We start from the raw sequence: 20,489 nt of genomic DNA, 5'->3' as shown, positions 1-20,489 counted from the left end.
TCAATTGGTCCTGTCTGCGGGCGCCAGAGCGCGCAATCTGTCGGCGATGTTGGAGTCATCTTCGGGACCCGGCGTGGCGACCGCCCCGATGGCAGCCTCCTGCGATCCCAACTCGTCAAAGCGGCGCAGCACGCCGCCATGGGTCTGGGCAAATGCCGCTGCCGCGACCGGATCGGAAAACGGCACGAATTCCGGGGCGTCCATGCCGCCCATCATGGCGGACCCGGTCACATATATGGCCGAGTCGGCCGCGATCCAGCCGCCGGGCCGCGCCCAGCTTACGTCACCCGACATATCCTGAACATAGGCGACCAGCACCGCGTGGCTCTGCTCGGGCATGTTGAGATAGGCGATGGTGTCGCGCACCTGCGAAAAAAAGATCGGCGCCTGCAGCCCGGACAGGTGGATCTGCCCCTTGGGTCCGTCGTGGTTCAGCAGATCCATCTGACAGTAGAATCCCACGGCCTCCGCCGACATGTCGACCGGTTGCGGCAGGCTGACGCTGTCCTCCTTGCAACCCGCGAGCAGCAGCGTGGTGACGGCGATCAGCAGGCCTGACCTCAGACGACCGGTTGTCATGGTTTCACCCTCCCAAAGGCCAGCCGGGCCAGACCCGAGGCCAGAATCACCCAAAGCAGCAATGAGGCCAGCGGTTTCCACAGCGCGATGGATTGCGCCGCTCCCGCCAGACCGGATGCCGCACCGACCGCGTCAGAGGCCGCAAGATTGTAAATCCGCAGCGCATCGGCAGGGTTGGCGACCAGCAACCAAGGGAACACCCGGGTGGTAAAGGCGCCACCGTCATCGGCGACAATCGCCGCCAACAGGCCCAGATCATAGAGCACCACCGCAATCAGCCAAAGCCCGATGGCCAAGCCCGCCGCGCCAGACGGGCGGCGCGCCAGGCTTGAGATCATCTGCCCCAGCGACAGGAACACCGCGCCCAGCAGGATCGAGGTCCAGACCAGCCGCCATAAGGCGGGCAGCCCGGCAATGGCCTCGGCACCGCTGAACCAAAAGGCCACCGCCGCCGCCACGCCATAGCCAAGGCAGACGGCGATGGAAATCAGCACCAGCTGCGCCGCCAGCTTGCCAATCAGCAGCTCACCCCGGCTGACCGGATAGGCCAGGTAGAGCGGCAGGGTGCCACGCTCGACCTCGCCGGCAATGGCATCGAAAGAGATGATCAGCGCCATCAGCGGCATCAGATAGACCGAGAGCGAGGTCAGGCTGGCAACGGTGAGCGACAGCCGGTCCGCGCCAAATTCACCGGAGGGCGCCGACCCGGCCACCGACAGGACCAGCGAGAACAGCACCATCATCACCACCGCAATGCTGAGCCAGCGGTTGCGCAGGGCGATGGCGAACTCGATGCCGAATGTCGAAAGGATCCGCGTCAACATCACGCCGCACTCCGGCTGATCTGGACATAGATGTCATCCAGGCTGGGAGGCAAGAAATCGAAATCCTCGATCAATGTGCGGCGGGCGGCGATCCGGCTCAGGATCTCGGATTTGTCGGACTGGGCGCAGGCCAGTGTCAGGATCTCGCCAATCTGCCGAGCCTCGGGGAAGGTCGCCGCCAATTGTGCCGCCTGCCCCGGTTGCGGGCGCAGCTGCACCGTCAACGGCAGCGCCGCCGCGGCGCGCAGGGCGCTGAGCGATCCATCGGCGACCTTGCGGCCCTTGGACAGGATGGCAATGCGATCGGTGCGCACCTCGACTTCGGACAGCGCATGCGAGGACATCAGGATGGCGGTGCCGTTTGCCGCCAGGTCGTCCAGCAGGGCATAGAATTCCCGTCGCGACACCGGATCGAGCCCGGAGGTCGGTTCGTCCAGCACCATCAGCGCCGCGCGACCGATCAGCGCCTGCGCCAGGCCGACGCGCTGGCGCATGCCTTTGGAATAGGTGCCGATCCGCTGCCGCGCGGCATCCGCCAGCCCGACCTTGTCGAGCAGCCCATCGGCCTCGGATGCCGGGCGGCCGCGCAGGCGCAGGAAATGGCGAATTTGCTCGCGCCCGGTCAGCGCCGGGTGAAACGCGATGTTTTCCGGCAAATAGGCGGTCAGGTCGCGGGCGGCCCGTGACCCCGGCGCATGACCAGCCACCGTGATCGCACCGCCCGAGGGCGCCAGCAGGCCCAGAACCATTTTCATCAGCGTCGACTTCCCGGCGCCGTTATGGCCCAGCAGGGCCACCCGTTCGCCCGGCGCGATGGACAGATCGACAGAGTCCAACGCGATCTGACCGCCATAGCGCTTAGTCAGGTTGGATATGTGCAGCATCGTCTTGGCTTGCTCCGTTTCCCCGGCCCGCGGTGGCGCGGGCGAATGACATCAGGTCCGGCGAGATCACGAAATCCGGGGCGGCGATCAGCGGGTGGCTGTCGACCACGCCGCCGGGCGCGATGGCGGGAAATTGTTCCTGGCTCCAGCGCACCAATTGCACCGCTGGCGTGCCGATCAGCAGCTTGGCGGCGGGCTGCGACCACAGGATGTGATCCATCAGGTCATTGGGCCGATAGGCACTGTCGGCGCGGCTGTCGCCGTTCAGGTCAAACGAGGGATGGTCCGACCAGAAATTGCCACGGCCGTCAAAGCTCCACTCGACATCGCGGGTGCCGACATATTTGACCTGGGTCCGGTTGCCGACAAAGGCATTGCCGGTGATCGTGTTGCGCTCTGAGCCAGCGGTGAAGTGAATGCCGATATCGCAGCCGTCAAAGCGGTTTTCGGCGATCAGGTTGCGGTGCGAATTATAGACAAAGGTGCATTTCTTCGCGCCGCCGATGACCTGGTTGGCAAAGATATCGGATTGATTGGCGTAGTTCAGCATCACCCCGTAATCACGGTCGTTGATCGAGATATTGTCCCGCGCCACGATCCGGTCGGAATACATCATCGCAAAGCCGAGGTGGTTGCCGATCGAGACGTTGTCCGACACCTCGCTGTCGTTGGTGGACATGTAATGCACGGCAAAGCGCAGGTCGCGCATCAGGTTGCCGCGATAGATGTTGCGTTTGGAAACGTTGGAAAAAATCCCGTCGCGGCCAAAGCGGATCTCGTTATCCTCGACAATAGAACCGGGCGCGTTCCAGACGTAGATGCCGTTGCCACGATCATTCATCCGCCTGAGTTGCAGGCCGATGATGCGATTGCCTTTGACCAGTGCATCGCGGGCACCGTGAATGTCGATTCCCACCAGATTGCCGCTCAGCTCGTTGTCCAGAACCTGCGCCCGGCGGGCCTTTTGGGTCAGCTTGATCCCGGCGTCGATGGGTTCATGCACCCGGCCTGAATTGATCAGTGTCAGGGATTGAACCGTCACATCGGCCGCATCCACCGTGATCACCGATCCGATGCCGCCACCGTCGATGACCACGCCGGGACCGCCGGTCAGGGTCAAAGAAATTTCGATGCGCACCGGGCCAGCATAATGGCCCGGTGCAAGAACGATCTCATCCCCCGGACGCGCCGCCTGCAGGGCGCGCGACAAGGCGCCCTCTGCAGGCTGCAGATCGATCCTGGCCGCCCATGTGGGCAAGCCGGCCAGGATCAATACCAACGCAAGGGAGACGAGGCGTTTCATCAGGCTTTGGGTTCCACAAGCATACGGCCGCGCATTTCCATGTGCAGCGCGTGGCAGAACCACTGGCAATAGTACCAGTAGACCCCGGGTTTTGCCGCGATGAAGGTGACCGAGGACGTCGCCTGCGGCCCGATTTCCATCGCCACGCCGTGGTTGTTCAGCGTGAAGCCGTGGGTCAGGTCGTCGATGTCATCCAGGTTGGTGACAATGACCGTCACCTCGTCGCCTTGCTTCACCGTGAACTGCGACAGGCTGAACTCAGGTGCCTGGCTGCTCATATAGACCCGGACCTTGTTGCCGTCGCGGATCACACTGTCCTGATAATCATCAAGATCAATGCCGTCGGCCTCGGCCTGCGCGCGCGTGTCGGCCCACATCGGATCGTTGCGGTCCCAGACATTGACCGGGTTGACGATGTCGCGCCGCACCAGGATCACGTCATGCGGTTCGGCAAAGGTCGGGCCGTCGTGAACCACCTTCATGTCATCGGTCGAGATATCGATGACCTGCTCGTTCTCGGGCTTCAGCGGGCCGACGTTGATGAACCGGTCCTTGGAGAACTTGTTGAGCGAGATCAGCCAGTTGCCATCGGCCTCCTTGGTTTCGCCCATGGTGGTGTGGTTGTGACCGGGCTGATAATGCACATCGACCTTGGATATGATCGGATCGACGTCGGCACCGGCATAGGCCTCGACGGCCTTGGCCATGTCCCACTTCACGATCTGACTGTCCAGGAACAGCGTCGTATAGGCAAACCCCTTGCCATCGAACGCGGTGTGCAGCGGGCCAAGGCCCAGTTCCGGCTCGGCCACGACAACCGACCGCGGGTCCACATCCGATTCAAACAGCGCGTCGAACTTGGTGACATCCAGCACCGAACAGGTCGGCGACAGCTTGCCGTTGACCACGACGTGTTTCATGTCGGGCGCGGTGTTGATGCCGTGCGGGCTGTTGGGGATCGGCACATAGCGGGTGTAGTTCTTGTTCTTCTCCTTGCGCCCGTCGATCACCTTGACGCCGTTCAGCTCGATATAGTCACCGGCCTCGATGCCCTTCTCGATCTCGGCAAGGTTGAAGATCACGACATGGTCACGCTCTGCCTCCATCATCTCGGGCAGGGTCATGCCCATTTCCGAGTTGTAGGAGGTCGAGAAGGCGTATTTGCCCTGGTAATCGCAGTCGGTGTTGTCAAGGTTGCCCGAGACCATCACCTGCCAGGCGATCTCCATCGTGTCGCCGTCAATGGCGGTGAAAAAGTTCACGTATTTTTCCGGCTCGTCCAGGATCTTGCCGTCATTGACCATCGGCACCTCGTCTTCGCCGTTGGCAAAGACATAGCCGGTGCGCGGGAACTTCTGTGGCCGCAGGCCGTGGATCGCCTTGGCGTTGGGAATGTCGATGATCCGGTCGCATTTCATCACGTCGCAGCGCACCCGCGCAACGCGGGTATTGGCCTTGTCGTTCATGAAGATGAAGCGCCCGTCATAGGTGCCATCGGTGAAGGACATATGCGGGTGGTGAAGGTCGCCGTTGTCGTGCACCTTCTTGCCCTGGGCCGCCAGATATTCCTTGGTCTGCGGCTGCATGTCCTGGGTCAGAATCTTCAGGCTTTCGTTGGTCTGGCCCCAGCCGGTGGCCGAGCAGCGGTTGAACACCGGCACTCGCATCAATTCCCGCATCGAGGGGAAGCCCAGGATGCGCATTTCGCCGGACTGGCCCGAGGACCAGAAACCGTAATAATCGTCCAACTCGCCCGGTGCCGGGGTGAGGTGGTCCTTGGCCTGCGCTGCTGCTGCTGTGGCCGAAGCCGCCGTTACAACAGCCGCGCCGCCCAGAAGACCGAGCTTGCCGCCTGCACCGCCGAGCATCGCTGCCCCGGTCGCGCTGGCGCCCATGAAACCGCGCCGACTTAGGCCTCGTTTCTCTTGTTCAGACATCTTGAAGCTCCTTTCTTGAGTTCTTCAGGTTGGGATGGTTCGAAATCTGCGGATTCAGCGCGGCATCGGGGGATCCCACCCGCGCGCGCCGTTTCATCTTTTTGATCACCACCGGGCATTTCGCCTCGGATTGGTACAGAACCTGGCAATGCAGACAGTTGATGCATTCGTTCGGGTTGATCTCGCCGGTCGGGTGGATTGCATCCACCGGGCATTCATTGGCGCAGGTTTGGCAGGGGTTGCCGCATTCGTGGTAGCGCTTCAGCCAGTCAAACATCCGCAGCCGTGCCGGGATCGCCAGCGCCGCGCCCAAGGGGCAGAGGTAGCGGCAGAAGAACCGCTCGACAAACAGCCCGGCCACCAACAGCGCGATAACATAGGCGACGAAAGGCCAGGCGCGCATGAATTTCAGGATGATCGCGGTCTTGAACGGCTCCACCTCGGCCAGGTGTTCGGCCTGTTCGATGGAATAAAGCGAGGTGCCGAACAGCCCGAGAAAGATCATGTATTTGATCGGCCACAGCCGTTCATGCAGGCCCCAGGGAAGTTCGATCTGCGGGATATGCAGGGCCCGGCCAATGCGGTTGGTCAGCTCTTGCAACGCCCCGAACGGGCAGAGCCAGCCGCAATAGGCGCCGCGCCCCCAGAACAGCAGCGCGGTGGCGACCGCGAACCAGAGGATGAAGGTCAGCGGATCGAGCAGGAAGGCCTGCCAGCTGAAATCGGTGACCAGCGCGCCGAACAGCGCCATCAGGTTGACCACCGAAAGCTGGGCATTGGCATAAAAGCCGAGGAACACCAGGGTGACGGTCAGGAACGACATCCGGAACCAGAAATAGAACCGTGCCGAGCGGGTGGCGAAATGCTGAAAGAAGAACACCAGGGTCAGCACCCCCAGCATCGCCAGCAGCCCGATAATTTCCGGGGTCTTGTCCTGCCAGATCCGTTTCCAGAGCGCGGATTGCGCATCCTCCTCGGCCTGCGGTGCAGCACTCGGTTCGCTGGCAGCAGCGGCCGCGCTCTTGCGCTGGTATTGCGGCGGCAGCTGATAGCCCAGGTCAAAGGTGGTAAAGACCTTTTCGATGGCCGCGACCTCGCGGTGAACCAGCAGTTGAATCCGGAATGGCCGGGTCGGATCAAAGCCGCTGTCCGCAGGGATCTTGAACAGGTCACGCTCGGTGAATTCCGGCGCGCCCTCGGCAACGATATCGCCGATGCGGCGATGGCCACGGTCGCGGAACCGCACCGTCACATCGTCCTGGATCAGCACGATCCGGTCAAAGATCCCGCCGCGCACATAGCCCGACCCCTTGAAGGAATAGAGCCCGCGCCCGACGATCGCGATGGCCTCGTCGCCCGGCTCCAGCCAGTCGCGAAGGTTGGCATTTTCAGCCTCGCCCAGAATCGCCAGCCCGATCCCCGGCACGCTGACCAGCGCGGTCTGCATGTCGATAAAGGTGGTCTCGGGCGGCTCTTTCAGAGCGCGCTTGGCGGCGCGCGGATCGTCCATCGCGGCGAAGGCGGCGTTGACCTGCCCGACATCCAGCGACAGGCGGCGGATCGTGCCGTCACCCTCCATCGTCATCCAGCTTGCCGGGGCCGTCGCCTCCGGGTCGATCTCGAAACTGTGGTCGGCTTTGACTTCGGCCTCCATGCCGCCCAGACCAAGGGCGCGCGCGACCTTCAACCCGGCGCGGATGATCCCGTCATCGATCACCATGATCGTCACGGTCGCGCCGGAAATGATGTTCAGGTCATGGGCAGAGCCACGCGCCTTGGCCTCTGCCACAAGGTCGACACCACGGTAACCATGCACCATCGCCTTGATCTTGCTGTCGGGGATGCCGATCAGCACGATCGGTTCGGAATGCTTGACCAGCTCGACGCCCAGAACCCGCGCGTCCTTGTCGACGGCCACCATGGTGTGAATCGGCTTGCCGGAATAGCCGGTGGTGCCCACGAAATCCGAGGTGATGAAGACATGGCCGATCTCAACGCCCCGCTGCAACAGCGGCGCCACCGGCACATCGTCCCGGATCGGGCCGAATGCGTCGCTGCCCTCGACCAGATCGCCGGGCGCAACTTTGGAAATAAATTGGGAAAGAACCGATTTGTCGGTTTGCGCCAGGGCCGGATTCGCCGGAATCCCGACCAATATCGCCAGAACCACAGCCGCAAACAGGCGCAACAACATCAATTTTCGCAGAAGAGAGACCATATCAAACCTTGGATTTAACCGGCGGACCACGCGCCATGGAACCAGCCGAGCTTGTGACCGGAATTGTGTCAACAATAGCGTAAGCAATCTCCTGCACCGGATCCGCCGCCTGCGAGAGGTCGGCAATCACCGGCAGGTCGAAATCCGCGATGAGCGAGCAGTCGGCGCAATGATCGCAAGTGGCAGGCCCGGGTGAGACCGGGGTGCCGTTCCGGTCCAGCGTCACCACACTGGCGCCGTCCTGACCGCAGATCACCAGGCTGACCTGTCCGGCCCGGGCAAGATCATGTGCCGTGCGCAGATAGCCGCCTACGGATGTCGCCAGCAGAAGGCATCCGATCAACAGGCATCCAAAGGACAGAATCAGGGGGCGGCTCATGAGGCAGATATTAACCTCGGGGTCTTAACGCTGTTTGATCTGGAACAATGTTTTCGAGAATACACCATAGACTAGCATGGCAGACTCCTGAAAAAATCTTGGATCATGTCCAGCACGCCGCGCGGTGGCGCCTTGCAGCGGTTAGCCGCGTGTCGCCTCGCGCAGCGCGAAACCGTCGTCCACCCCTTCGACCGGCGGACCGTCCGATATGATCCGGCCGAGGTCGAGCTTGATCAGCCGGTCGCAGGTTCCAAAATAGCGGTCGTCATGGGTGACGGCGATGACGGTGACGCCTTCGGCACGCAGCGCCTCAAGGTAATCGGTATAGAAAAAGGCGCGGAATTCCGGGTCTTGTTCAGCGCCGAATTCATCCATCAGCAGCACCGGGCGGCGTTGCGCCCGGGCCAGAACCAGCGCCAGCCGCTTGCGTTGGCCGGTCGACAGCCGGGTGGTGGAAAAGCCGCCATCGGCGCCGATCGTCACCTTGTCCGACAGCCCGACCTTGTCGAGTTCAGCCTGAATCAGCGGCTGCGCGCTTTCGGCGTCCAGGCCAAAGGCCTGATCGAACAGGTGGAAATCGTGGAACACCGAGGCCACCCGATCACGCCAGGCGCCGCGATTATCCGGCGACAATTCGACATTGCCGACGCTGACCCTGCCCCGATCGGGCGCATAGAGCCCGGCCAGCACCTTCATCAACGTGGTCTTGCCAGAGCCATTGCCGCCGACCAGGAACACAATCTCACCCGGCTCGATGCGCAGATCCAGCGGCCCCAGGGTAAAGGTGGTGCCGATCTCGGCGTCGCGGTAGTCGAGCTCAACCTGGTGCAGTTGCAACGCGCCATCCTCGGCCAGCGCCACCTCGCGGCCCACCACCTCTTCGGCCAGCTTGCCTTCAAGTTTCTGGAGGTTCTGCAACGACACCTGGGCGCGCATATAGGGGCCGGTCAGATCGACCAGCTGTTCCAGCGGCGGCACCAGATAGAGCAGCAGCGCCAGGATTTGAAACGCCAGCGCCGAGGTCGCGCCGATCCATTGTTCGGGCAGAAAGGCGATCAGCCCCAGCAGCGAGAACAGCATGAATTTCGACACGATCGTGGTCGAGTAGAACAGGAACTCGGCCTTGACGAAATTCTCGCGTGCCTTGGCCGACGACTGGTTCAGGCTGGCGTTCAGATCCCGCGCCACGGATTGCGACAGCTTGGTTTCCTTGAAGCCGTCCAGCATGTCCGAAATGCCACTGAACAGCGCCGCCTCCTGCGCCCGGGCCTCGTTCAGATAGACCTGAGCATGGCGTTCCTGCATAAAGAACAGCTTGACGCCTGTGGCCACCAGCACCAACGTCACCAGAAACACCATCGGCGACAGCCACAGCAGATAGGCCAGACAAAAGAACACCACGACCCCTGATTGCAGTGCGTGCACCAGGCGGATCGACGCCATGCCGACGGTGCTGGTGTCGCGGGTCAGGTGAACATAGATCTCGCCACGGCCGTATTCCTCGACCTCACGCAGAGACGACAGCCCGGCCTGATCGACAATCCGTTTGCGCAGCAGTTCGACAAAGCGTTCGGCCATGTCGGTGGCCCGAAACATCGCGAAATAACCGCCAAAGAAAAACGCCAGCACCGCAGCAACGAACACCGCCGGGTAAGTCCAGCCAAAGGTGCCATCAACCCGCGCCGAAATCGCGTTGTTGATCGCCGACAGCATCGCGCCATTGGCCAGACCAACCAGAACCGACATGATCAGCACCGAAATCTTCGGCCCCGGAATATTGTTCCAGACGAATTTGGCGTAATTCAGCATGTTACCTGTATCGTTCGGGCCGCGCCCGGATTGAATGGAATGGCCCTGATGGACCCGTCTGAGGCGACTACATACACCCCGCATCCGGCGAATAGAAGCAGTCAGAGGCTGGCTGCGGCGCCTAGACGCCGTGGCCCGCCAACTGCGGCCGGGCGTCTTCTGGTTTCCAGCTGTGCATCCGCGCGATCCAGTGGTTCGAGAACAATTCCGGCGGCAGCGGCTGGTCGAACCAGGGCGCGAATTCCTCCAACCACTGGGCCAACCGTTCCTCGGTGACCTCGTTCCAGTCCTGCACGATGGCCACCGGCAGCCCCTTGTAGATCGGATCCATCAGCGAGGTTTTCACGATCGGGATGGATTTCAGCAGCAGGGCCTCCCAGGTCCGGTGGCAATCAATCGAATTGCCGCGCGGGCTGGCCTCGAACACCGCTTCTTTCTTGCGCCGCCAGACATCGTTGCGGGTGGTCTGGCGCGGTTCAATGATCGCCAACGGGCTGTCTTTGAGCACCGCAATCGCTTCTGCCCTTGCCTCGGCGCGCGGGATCGCATGCGGGTGGCGCAGGAAAGTGTCCATGTTCAGCTGGAAATTGCAGTAGACCTTGAGCGGGCGTTCGCGGATCGGCGCGATTTCGTCGCGGATCGTTTTCATCTGCGCCTGTTGCGCCCCCGGCAGGGCCGCCGCCCCCATATCGCCCGCACGGTTCGGGCTGTTGGGATCAAGCTTGTGGTAATTCATCCCCAGCGGCAGTGGCACGACCCGGCCGGTGTCGATGTAATGCGGCGAAAATTCGTAATTCTCGACGAACCAGCACAGCATATTGTCATTGGCCAGCACCTTGTCGATATCGAACAAGCGCACCGGGTTGTTTTCCCGGGCCGAGGCAAGGACGAATTTCGACTGCATCCGGGGCAGGAATTCCTGGATGAACCTGGGCATCAGCTTGGTATTGACCCAGATCACCGTGCCTTCGGGATGCGGATTGCACAGATTTGCCGGCGCCTCTTCGTCGAACTCGTCCCAGATGATGTCGCAGGCGTCGCGCATCACCGTTGAAGAGATGAACATGTCCGCCTCTTCCGCCGCGATTCGAGCCGGCGAAAACTCGGCCACCCGGGCCCGCTGATTCCAGGTCAGGTCCAGCTTGCGCCGCACCCATTTGCGGAACGGGTAGTGCATCCAGAGCACCACAAACGTTGCCAGCCCCAGGATCAGGGCGAGCCCGCCCAAGGCCCAAAAAATCGTGCTCACAGCCCAAACTCCTGTTCCGGTCGGCGCCAGCGGGTTCAGGCCCCGGGCGGCGCCCGTCATCAGGCCGGGGTTTGACAAGCAAGGGAACGGATTGCAAGCCTGTGGGCAGCCGGCAGCGCGGCCAACGTCGCCATCCGGCCAAAACACTTCCCAATATTACAAATAGGCGGCGAGATCTCGCCCAGATGGGGTTTTGTTGGCCACCGGTTTGTCGCAAAACGCATCTGCGAATGGGCAATCGGACAGGAGCCAGCACCATGCAGGCAAATCATTCAACCCTGGCCGAGGCCAGTTCGCCGAAACCGGCACATATGGCCTGGCCCTTGGCGGCGATTGGCCTGGCGCTCAGCCTGTCGGCCTCGCCCATCGTTGCCTATTGGATCATTCGCGCCCGAATCGAATGGATCGCCCTGTTTCCCGAAGAATCGCTGCGCAAGCCGCCAACCATCAGCCGCGCGATTTCCGAGCCGAGCATCGGCGACCCGTTTTCGCTCTGGATCGCCCTGGTCGCGGTCGAGCTGTTCGTCCTCGGGATCATCGTCGCGATGCTCTATACCCGCTCCGTCCATGCCACCCCGGCCGCCGATGTCGCCGATCGCAGACGGCTGCAAATCTGGTCGAACTTCTATATCGTGCTGCAACCGCCGATCGCCCTCGGGCTGATCCTGCTGTCGGTGTTCCGGATTGGCCATGCCAACAGCATCCATATGATCGGCAGTTACATGTTGTTCATCTCTGCCGCCTTGGCGCAGATCGTCGGGCTGATGACCAATCTCGCGGTGCTGACCCTGATCCGTCACGATCAGAGCATGCGGCAGCGCGGGCTGATCGAACCGACGGCGGCGCGACTGCGGATCGTCGCCTGTGTGGCTGCGATCATCGCGACCCTGACCTATCTGGCCTTGTTCATCCTGAAAGACACCTCATACCACACGCCGTCGCTGTATCAGGCCTATGTGCTGACCGAGGTGGTGGTGCTGATCCTGGTGCTGAACCTGGCGCTTTTGCATGCGGTGGATTTCGCGCGGATTATTCTGCGCCACCTTCACGGTCGATCTGCGCCAGCAACCCAAACGCCCTGACCCCACGTTGCAGGGCGGTCAGGTTGGTCAGCGCCGCGAACAGCGCCATGCCCCAGACCATCACGGAGGCAACCCAGCCCTCCGGCACCAGCCCGGCGGCGACCAGCAGCACGCAGGTGTAGATGATCCGCTCAAGCCGTTCGAACAATTCCGGCCAGCCATCGTTCGAAACATCCGCCTCAAGCGCGGTGCGCGCCTTGGCATAAGAGGTGATGACCGACCCGGCGAAGGTCAACAGCGCCAGCGGCCACAGATCATGCACCCAGGCAATCGCCCCCAGAACGATCAATTCCTGATAGCGGTCGACCATCGCATCCAGATAGCCGCCCGCCTTTGATCGCATGTCGCGCCGTCGCGCCACCGCACCGTCGAGCGCGTCAAAGGCATAGGACACCGCCAGCCACAGTCCGAACACCAGATCCAGGCGGTGCCAGAGGTAAAGCCCGGATCCGGCGATGATCAACGCCAGCCCGGTCAACGTCACCTGGTTCGGCGTCAAACCGGCCCGCACCAGCGGAGTCGAGGCCTTTTCCCACAACGGATCAAGAATATGTTTGATCAACCCATCAATCATGCCGCGCTCCCAGGAAAGGTTTTCACCATGGTTTTCCGCAGCTTGCGCAGACGGGCATAGCGACGTTCGATCATCTCGTGACGGTCCGGCAACGGCAGATACCGCGCCTGCACCCGGTCGGACAGCCGCGCCGCCGCATGCCAGACATCCGGATCCCAGCCCATCGCCGGGGCGGCCAGCGCGGCGGTGCCCAGCACCCCGGCGAACTGGCTTTCGCCGGTGGTCACCTCACGGTTCAGCGCGTCGGCAACGCATTGCGCCAGCACCGGGTTGGTGGCGCCGCCGCCGACCAGCGGCAAGGGCCCGTCAAGCTTGACTCCCGGCTTCTTGGCCACCGCCTCATGGGCCCAGCGCAGGTTCAGCGCGACGCCTTCGATGGCGGCGCGCGCGACCGCGTTGCGGTCATGGTCAATCGACAGCCCGTGAATCACCCCGCGCAGCGTGTCATTGTCGACCGGCACCCTCTCGCCCGCAAACCACGGGATCAGAAACGGATCATCCTCGCGCCAGTCGCCAGGATCGCCAAAGGCGGCGACCAGATCCGGCTGCGCGCCATAGCCCATCAGCCGCGCCACCCATTCCAGAGCCGATCCGGCGCTTTCCTGGGTGGCGATCAGCAGCGGGCGATTGCCCGCACTGCTGGCCACCGTCGCGAAAGAGCTGGGCACACTGAGAATCCGGCGCGGAAAAAAGCCGCTGACCCAAGCCGAAGTCGAGATGCAGAGATGCAGCGCCCCGTCGGCCACCGCGCCTGATCCCAGCGCCGTCGCGGTGACATCGCCGCCGCCGGCGACCACCGGCAGATCGGCGGGCAGGCCCAGCTCGGCGGCGGCACGCGGGGTCAGAACCCCGACCACATCGCTGCCATCAACAATCTCGGGCAACTTGTCCAGCGGCATGCCCGTCATCTTTGACAGAGCCTTGGACCAGCCTTCACGGCCCGGGCGGGTGTCCATCAGCCAGGTCACATTGGCGCTGTCGGCGGTGGTGACAAACCGGCCGGTGGCGCGGTGGATCAGCCAATCCTTCACATCCAGGGTGCGGTGGGTCTTCGCCCAGATCTCCGGCTCGTTGCGCATCAGGAAATGCATCTTGGCGATTGGATCCATGCCGTTCTTGGCCGGGGCGCCATTGGCAATCCGGATCCAGCGCGCCAGGCGGTTCAGGTTGTATCCCAACGCCTCCGGGAAACCACCGACCAGCCTGCGGGCAATATCGCCGGCGCGCGTGTCCTGCCAGATGATGCAGGGTCGCAGCGGCACACCGTCGGCATCGACACAGGTGACGCCACACATCTGCGCCGAGAACACCAGCGCACCGGCCTGTGACAGGGTGCCGGGAAGCTCGGCCTCAAGCGCCGACAGACCACGGGCCAACGCCGCCCACCAATCTTCGGGGCGCTGTTCGGCCACCCCGCCCGAGGCGAGCTGGATTGGATAGTGTTCGACCCGGCGGGCCAACAGCGACATGCCTTCACCCACCACACCCAGCTTGACGCCCGACGTGCCGAAATCGGCGGCGATGATCAGCTCTCCCTGGCTCATTCCGGCGTTCTTTCTGTCCCTACACCTGCTGTTTCAGGCCCGGAGGTTGTGCCATGGCAGGCGAAATGCAGCAACCGGCAATGGGGCGGCCACGGGGTGGCAATTGGTCCGCCTCGACGCGGCCTTCACGCTCGGCTATCAGGGCGTCTGGTGCGATCCCCAGGACAGCGGCAGAGGGCAATATGACAGCAACCGGCAGACCCACGGAAACCGGCAAGATCGACGTGGTCTACACCTGGGTCGACGACCGCTTTGAGGGGTATCGTGAGACCCAGTCGCACTATGCCGATCTGCCCGCCGACAGCAGCGCCAACCGCACCCGCGACAATCTGGACACGCTGCGCTATGCGCTGCGTTCGTTGCGGCATTTGCCGGAACTGGGCCATGTGCATATCCTGTCCTGCCGCCCGCAGGTGCCAGCCTGGCTGAACGTCGAAGCACCGGGGATCACCGTGCATCACCACGACCAGGTGATGGATCCGGCGATCCTGCCGACCTTCAATTCCTTTGCGATTGTCAGCCATCTGCATCTGTTGCCCGGGCTCAGCGAGCGGTTTCTTTATTTCGAGGATGACATGCTGGTGAACCGCCCCGGCCTGCTGGCCGGGCTGCGCGATCCGGATGGCCGCAGCGTGGCACATTTTTCAACTCGCCGGGTGCGGACCGGGGCACAATTGACACAGAAGGACAGCGCCTGGAACCATGCTTTGGCGCGGGCCGCCGCCGCCCTTGACCGCAGCTATGGCGCCCGCGAGCGGTTCCATGTGATCCATGGACCGAAGCTGATCGACAAGGTCAATTTCGCCGCGATGACCGATCGTTTCGCGGCTGAGATTGTCACCACCCGGCAGAGCCGGTTTCGCAGCCCGCAGGATGTGCCGCCGGAGTTCCTCTATCCGCAGGTCGCGGTGGCCGAAGGCTGGGCCCGCGCCGCCACTGCCGCTGAGGCCCGGCAGATGGAGGGCTATATCGGTGTCGACAACCTGCTGCCCTGGACCTGGGCCAAGCTGCAATGGAACGCGCGCGCCAATCCGATCACCACGACGCTGAACGACAATTTCGGTGAACGTCCGAACCCGCGGGTGGTGGCGATGATGCGCCGCTGGCTTGAGCGCCAGCATCCCAATCCCTCGCCCTATGAACGCGTCTCCAGAGCCGCCTCGTAAACCCGCAGATAGGCCGGTCCGACCCGGCTGACATCGTAGTCGAGCGCATGGGCACGGCCCCAGTCGGCCAGCCTGGCCAGCCGCGCGGGCCCGGTTGCCAACTCCGCCAGCCGCGCCGCCAGCCCGGCGGCATCGCCCGGTTCGAACAGCAGATCGCGTCCGGCCCCGGTCATCACCGTGGCATAGCCCGCATTGGCCGCCGCCACCGGCACCGTGCCCGCCGCCATCGCCTCGATCAGCACCAGGCCAAAGCTTTCGCCCCAGCCCGCCGGGGCCACCGAAACATCGGCCTCGGCCACCAGCCGAATCGCAGCGGCCCGGTCCGGGTCGGACACCAGCCGCGCCCCTTCGGGCAGCGGGCCCGGCAGGGCACCGCGCCCGGCCAGGACCAGTTCAGCGTCGCGCAACGCTGCCGGGCGTTGCGCCCAGGCGCTGAGCAGCACATCGACACCTTTGCGCGCCTCGAACCGGCCCAGATAGATCACCCGGAACGGCCCCGCGCGCCGGGCTGTGCCAGGGTCGGCGGCGCGCCAATCGGCCAGGTTGATGGTCGGCGGCAGGATCTGCGGCAACGGCGTCACCCCCAGCCGCGCCCATTGTGCCTGGGGCGCCGAAGACGGCACGATCAACGCCGCCAACCGGCGGTGGTAATAGCGCGCCGCGCGGGCGATGAAGCGGTCCTCCAGCCCCGGCTTGGCGGTTGCCGGGTCGATATCAGGCAAGGTGGCGTGAAAGGTGGCGACGCTGGGCAGGCGCAGCTTGCGCCACAGCTGCCAGGGCATCATCGGGGTCCATGGGGTGTGCAGATGCACCAGTTCCGCCCCCCAGTCGCGCAACCCGCGCGCCGCGCGTGACAGCGCCAGTGGCCCGGCATAGCTGAACTCGAACTCGGTGCCATGCAGCGTCACCTCGCGCGCATGGCCGAGGGCGATGCGGCGGGTGGCGGCGTCATCTTGCGCATCCGGGGCCAGAATCCGCACCTCATGGCCCTGGCGCTCCAACCAGGCGCAGAGATCCCGGATATTGCTCTGCACCCCGCCGGGCCGGGCCATCGGATAGGGGCTGACATGCACAATCCGCATCAACCGGCCCGCACCATCATCCGCCACAGCGCGTTGACAACATCGGCAATGGCATAAAGCGCCAACAGCCAGATCAGCGCCGGGTGCCAGATCACCAGCGGTGCCAGAAACGGCAAGGCGCCCGACAACCCGGCAACGAAGGCGGTCAGGGCGGTAGTCACGGTCCAGGGGCCTTGACCCACGGTCTGGCCGCCGCCAGCGGCATCGTTGATCACCCGTGCCAGCAACCGCAACCAGGCCGACCCCAGCGCCAGCGCGGTCCAGCCGCCTGTCACGACAGCGCCCCCGTCACCGACACCCGCCCGGTCAGCGAGCAACCCGAGAGATCCGTACAAGAGACCCCACAGCGCCATATCAACGACGAAGTCCAGTTGGGCGCCATGCCTTGATGCGCTGCCGGTCCAACGCGCGATATCACCATCGCAGCAATCCAGCGTGATAACCAAACTGCCCAGCACCAGCACTGTCCAGGCGGCCAGAGGTACCGGCAGCAGCCAGGCCATGAGCGGCAATATCAGGGCAAACGTCGCACCGGTCAGCGTCACCGCATTGGCACTGATCCCGGCGCGCAAGAACAGCGCGCTCAGGAGAAATCCCGGCCAACGATGCAGCAGCGCCATCACCCAATTGCCATGCAGTTCCTCATCATGTTTCGGACTGTGCAGATAATTGCGCACCAAGGCACCGACACTTGGGGTTTGAGATTCAGTCACTCGATCGTTACTCCGTTCTTAGCTTGGCGCAGGCATTCCGGTGCTGTAACAAATTTACGGAACATTGGTAACATGCGCGCTGCAGATTCAGCGCGCCGGAGAAGTTGACTATGACCGAGTGCACAGCAGTGATCGTGGCGGCCGGTTTGGGGGTGCGGATGGGCGCCCGTGGGCGGCTGACACCCAAGGGGATGATCGCGCTGGACGGGATGCCGCTGGTGCGCGCCTCGGTGCTGCACCTTGCCGATCGCGGCATTTCCAAGGTGCGGATCGTCACCGGCCATCTGGCCGAAGCCTACCGGCAGGAATTTTCGGCGACGCCGGGGGTCGAGCTGGTGCACAACGCCGATTACCACCGCTCGGGCAGCCTGTGGTCGCTGGGATGCGGGCTGGCGGGGCTGAGCGGCCCGGTGGTGATCCTGGAATCTGACATCATGTATGAGCCCCGGGCGCTCGATCCGATGCTGCGCGGCACTTCGGGGCTGGTCCTGTCCGGGCCAACCAGCGCCGGGGACGAGGTCTATGTCTGGACCAAAGCCGACAGCCAGTTGATCGACATGTCGAAGCGCGCCGATCACCGGGACGAGGCGCATCGTGGCGAGTTGGTCGGGATCTCCGCCCTCGCCGCGACCGACCTGGACGCCTTTCGCGCCACCGCGCAAAAGCTGATCGGCGCCGATATCAAGGCCGATTACGAAAGCGGGCTGGTCGCGCATGCCGCCGGTCACAGCTATACCTGCCCGCTGATCGACGATCTGGCCTGGGCCGAGGTTGACGACGAAACCATGCTGGCGGATGCCTATATGCGGGTCTGGCCCCTCGCCAGCGCCGGGCTGCCGCGGGCACCCGGACGCGCCCAGGCGATCTGACCAGGCTGCGGCGGGATTATCCAAGCGGCAAACGGCGGCCACGCGCCTCTCTGTTCAGCAACCATTGCAGCCCGGCGCCGAGACCCAGCGCCAGGCCCAGCGGCGCCAGCGCCGCGATCGGGGCCGACAGCGCCCCGAGTTCGCCCAGGGCAAAGAACACCTTGAGCGACAGGGTCACCAGATAGCCGCCAAAGGCCATGCCGATCAGGATCGGCATCCGTGTCACCCGGCCCCGGAACCCGGTCATCGCCAGGCTGGCGCCGAGAAAGGCAAACAACCCCGGCAATAACCAGGCAGTATAGCGCCGCCATTGGGTCGCGGCGATCTTGGGATCCTCCGGCGCCGCTGTGGCCCGGGCGTTCAGCACATCCTGCGGCAGGTAGAACGGTGACGGGCGCAGAAATTCCAGCCGGTCGGGCACAATCCACAACGGCAGATCCAGCACCGCGACCGGGCGGCCGACGAGGCTGCCTTTGGCTGTCGTCTCCCAGATCTCGGCGTTTTCGAAACGCCAATCGCCGTCACCCAGCGGATACACCCGTTCGGCCCGGACCAGCTGGGAAAAGCCGCGCCCCTGCAGACCGATGAAATAGCTGGCCTCGCGCAGCTCAGGGCGGGACCCGACCAGCACCCGGCCGACAATCGCGGCATCGTCCTGCACGAACCAATGCTGATCGCTGGTCAAGCCGCGCGCATAGCGATCGGCATAGCCTCCAGCGCCCAAATCGACCTGCGCGAACACCGCCGCCGGGCGCCAGTCACGCTCCAGCTTCCATTGCAGGGCACCGCTCAGCCCGCCAAGCAGGCCCAGCGCCACCAGGGTCGGCGCAACCGACACACCCGAGGCCGCCAGGATAACGGTTTCCAGCAACGCCCGGCGCCGGACTTCGGCCAGGAATGCGCCCAGCAAGGTGGCCACCGGCAGCAACCGCGACACGATATCGGTCAGCCGATAGAGGGTGTATTTGCCCAGCACCAGCGACAGAGACTTGCCCTCGGCGGCGGCGCGGAGGCTGTCAAAGCTGTCGGCGAAATCGATCATCAGCGCGACAAAGATCAACGCGGTCAGCACCGACAGCGCGGCGGTGAAATGTTCGCGCAATGCCAGCCGCATCGCCCGCCCGGTGAGGCTGCGCAACGCCATTATCCGCGCCCCGGCCGGATCAGCGCTTCACCCGCAAGGCGCAAGGCCGAGATCGGCACCGCGACCGCCGCCACCGCCACGAACAGGGTGGCCAGAGTCAGCGCCCTCGGCGTGCTGAACCCACCGAGCCAGGCACGGGCGACCAGATCGGTCAGCACCAGCCCGATCAGCGCCATCGGAAACGCCGCCGCCCGGACCCCGGGCACGGTGCCGCCACAGACGGCCATCAACGCCAGCAACACCGCCGCCGGCACCAGCATCGAACGCCCAATGGTCAGCGCCAGACGCTGCGGGTCAATCGCGGTGTTGACGGCAGCAAAGCTGAAGATCCCCAATGTCAGCGGCAGCACCGGCCGCTCCTGACGGCGCGGCACATTGTCGAGCACCGGCAGCACATCCTCCATCGAGAAACCGACCTTGACGCTTCCCGCTGCCATCCGGTTCAGCTGCGCCTCGGCGGTTTTGCCATCCAGCCGCTCCAAATCGCCAAAGGCTGAAACCTGACCCAACCGGAAGGTGCCGTTGCCCTCGACATCGGGGCCCAAGACCTCCCAATCCCCGGCAAAGGCATAGCGCCAGGGTTTCGATCCCGGCGGACGGCGCACCATCAGCGATGGCGGCCCGTCCGGGGTGCCGGTGGCGACGAAATCGGTGCCATTGGTGACCAGCGTGGTGCCGCTTTCACCCGGTGCCGAAATCTGCTCCGCAATATGCGAAACGGTCATTTCATGCAGCGCCAGACGCTGGGCAAAGCTCGAGGCCGGGGCGATGAAGCCGCTGATCGCAAAGCTGAGGCAGGCCCCGAGCAGTCCAACCAGCAGGAACCCGGACACCAGCCCCCAGGACGGCGCCCCCGCCGCCGAGAGCACCACCAATTCGCCGTCGCGGCGCGACCGGCCGACTGCGGTATGAACCCCGACCAAGATCGCGATTGGCAGGGCCAGATCCAGGATTTCGGGGATCTTCCAGGACAGCAGCCGGATCAGGTCAAACGCCGATCCGCCGGTGCTGACGATGGTTTCCAGCAGGCCGGTGAATTCCTCGGCCAGAAAGACGATCTCGACCAGCGCCAGAATCGACAGCGTGACGGTGAGGGTCGGACCCAGGACAAGGCGCAGGTAGGGACGCATCCG

General features: G+C 63.9%; 18 protein-coding genes. 3 read left to right on the top strand and 15 right to left on the bottom strand.

Annotated elements, in window-relative coordinates:
* The 9 genes from P1U48_RS11450 to P1U48_RS11410 form a co-directional block, all read right to left on the bottom strand.
* Positions 1-579: a nitrous oxide reductase accessory protein NosL gene (locus P1U48_RS11450; RefSeq protein WP_301069119.1), complete on the bottom strand. Its 579-nt coding sequence runs from the start codon at positions 577-579 to the stop codon at positions 1-3.
* Positions 576-1,403, bottom strand: a complete 828-nt coding sequence (locus P1U48_RS11445) for an ABC transporter permease subunit (RefSeq protein ID WP_301069118.1) — start codon at positions 1,401-1,403, stop codon at positions 576-578. Before P1U48_RS11445 ends, P1U48_RS11450 begins: the two co-directional genes overlap by 4 nt.
* The gene (locus tag P1U48_RS11440; RefSeq protein WP_301069117.1) at positions 1,403-2,287 is read right to left on the bottom strand and encodes an ABC transporter ATP-binding protein; all 885 of its coding nucleotides are present in this window, start codon (positions 2,285-2,287) and stop codon (positions 1,403-1,405) included. The genes P1U48_RS11445 and P1U48_RS11440 overlap by 1 nt, the downstream gene beginning before the upstream one ends.
* A complete protein-coding gene (locus P1U48_RS11435; protein ID WP_301069116.1) occupies positions 2,262-3,590 on the bottom strand; it encodes a nitrous oxide reductase family maturation protein NosD in 1,329 nt (442 codons plus the stop codon). The genes P1U48_RS11440 and P1U48_RS11435 overlap by 26 nt, the downstream gene beginning before the upstream one ends.
* Positions 3,590-5,527 (bottom strand): TAT-dependent nitrous-oxide reductase, encoded by a 1,938-nt coding sequence (gene nosZ / locus P1U48_RS11430; protein ID WP_301069115.1) that lies wholly within the window; start codon positions 5,525-5,527, stop codon positions 3,590-3,592. Before nosZ ends, P1U48_RS11435 begins: the two co-directional genes overlap by 1 nt.
* Positions 5,520-7,721, bottom strand: coding sequence for a NosR/NirI family protein (locus P1U48_RS11425; RefSeq protein ID WP_301069114.1), 2,202 nt, complete (start codon positions 7,719-7,721; stop codon positions 5,520-5,522). The genes nosZ and P1U48_RS11425 overlap by 8 nt, the downstream gene beginning before the upstream one ends.
* A gap of 25 nt (positions 7,722-7,746) precedes the next feature.
* Positions 7,747-8,088: a hypothetical protein gene (locus P1U48_RS11420; protein ID WP_301069113.1), complete on the bottom strand. Its 342-nt coding sequence runs from the start codon at positions 8,086-8,088 to the stop codon at positions 7,747-7,749.
* 177 nt (positions 8,089-8,265) lie between these two features.
* The gene (locus P1U48_RS11415) at positions 8,266-9,933 is read right to left on the bottom strand and encodes a cyclic peptide export ABC transporter (protein WP_301069112.1); all 1,668 of its coding nucleotides are present in this window, start codon (positions 9,931-9,933) and stop codon (positions 8,266-8,268) included.
* Positions 9,934-10,054: 121 nt separating this feature from the next.
* Positions 10,055-11,182 (bottom strand): hypothetical protein, encoded by a 1,128-nt coding sequence (locus tag P1U48_RS11410; RefSeq protein WP_301069111.1) that lies wholly within the window; start codon positions 11,180-11,182, stop codon positions 10,055-10,057.
* Positions 11,183-11,439: 257 nt separating this feature from the next.
* Between P1U48_RS11410 and P1U48_RS11405 the strand changes: the two genes are divergently transcribed.
* Positions 11,440-12,264, top strand: coding sequence for a hypothetical protein (locus P1U48_RS11405; RefSeq protein WP_301069110.1), 825 nt, complete (start codon positions 11,440-11,442; stop codon positions 12,262-12,264).
* Here P1U48_RS11405 and P1U48_RS11400 read toward each other — a convergent pair.
* Together P1U48_RS11400 and P1U48_RS11395 are read right to left on the bottom strand one after the other, a co-directional pair.
* The gene (locus P1U48_RS11400) at positions 12,212-12,838 is read right to left on the bottom strand and encodes a CDP-alcohol phosphatidyltransferase family protein (RefSeq protein WP_301069109.1); all 627 of its coding nucleotides are present in this window, start codon (positions 12,836-12,838) and stop codon (positions 12,212-12,214) included. The two genes, P1U48_RS11405 and P1U48_RS11400, sit on opposite strands and share 53 nt — an antisense overlap.
* Positions 12,835-14,382, bottom strand: coding sequence for an FGGY family carbohydrate kinase (locus P1U48_RS11395; protein ID WP_301069108.1), 1,548 nt, complete (start codon positions 14,380-14,382; stop codon positions 12,835-12,837). Before P1U48_RS11395 ends, P1U48_RS11400 begins: the two co-directional genes overlap by 4 nt.
* 182 nt (positions 14,383-14,564) lie before the next feature.
* On the opposite strand from P1U48_RS11395, the gene P1U48_RS11390 reads away from it, so the two are divergent.
* Positions 14,565-15,548, top strand: coding sequence for a stealth conserved region 3 domain-containing protein (locus P1U48_RS11390; RefSeq protein ID WP_301069107.1), 984 nt, complete (start codon positions 14,565-14,567; stop codon positions 15,546-15,548).
* Here the strand turns inward: P1U48_RS11390 and P1U48_RS11385 are convergent.
* Positions 15,518-16,657: a glycosyltransferase family 4 protein gene (locus P1U48_RS11385; protein WP_301069106.1), complete on the bottom strand. Its 1,140-nt coding sequence runs from the start codon at positions 16,655-16,657 to the stop codon at positions 15,518-15,520. The genes P1U48_RS11390 and P1U48_RS11385 overlap by 31 nt on opposite strands.
* On the bottom strand, positions 16,630-17,343 hold the full coding sequence (locus P1U48_RS11380) for a CDP-alcohol phosphatidyltransferase family protein (RefSeq protein WP_301069105.1): 714 nt from the start codon (positions 17,341-17,343) through the stop codon (positions 16,630-16,632). Before P1U48_RS11380 ends, P1U48_RS11385 begins: the two co-directional genes overlap by 28 nt.
* Positions 17,344-17,453: 110 nt before the next feature.
* Here P1U48_RS11380 and P1U48_RS11375 point away from each other — a divergent pair, with 110 nt between their 5' ends.
* Positions 17,454-18,212 carry an NTP transferase domain-containing protein gene (locus tag P1U48_RS11375; RefSeq protein WP_301069104.1) on the top strand — a complete coding sequence of 253 codons (759 nt, stop codon included), beginning with the start codon at positions 17,454-17,456 and terminating at the stop codon, positions 18,210-18,212.
* 16 nt (positions 18,213-18,228) lie between these two features.
* Here P1U48_RS11375 and P1U48_RS11370 read toward each other — a convergent pair whose 3' ends face one another.
* Both P1U48_RS11370 and P1U48_RS11365 read right to left on the bottom strand, forming a co-directional pair.
* A complete protein-coding gene (locus P1U48_RS11370; protein ID WP_301069103.1) occupies positions 18,229-19,356 on the bottom strand; it encodes an LptF/LptG family permease in 1,128 nt (375 codons plus the stop codon).
* Entirely contained in the window at positions 19,356-20,486 is a 1,131-nt protein-coding gene (locus P1U48_RS11365; protein WP_301069102.1) for an LptF/LptG family permease, read from the bottom strand. Before P1U48_RS11365 ends, P1U48_RS11370 begins: the two co-directional genes overlap by 1 nt.
* Positions 20,487-20,489: the final 3 nt, after the last annotated feature.

Source organism: Pseudooceanicola sp. (assembly GCF_029213205.1).
Lineage (GTDB): Bacteria > Pseudomonadota > Alphaproteobacteria > Rhodobacterales > Rhodobacteraceae > Pseudooceanicola.
The sequence above is the reverse complement of the archived record's forward strand: the minus strand, read 5'-3'. Positions and strand labels throughout refer to the sequence as shown.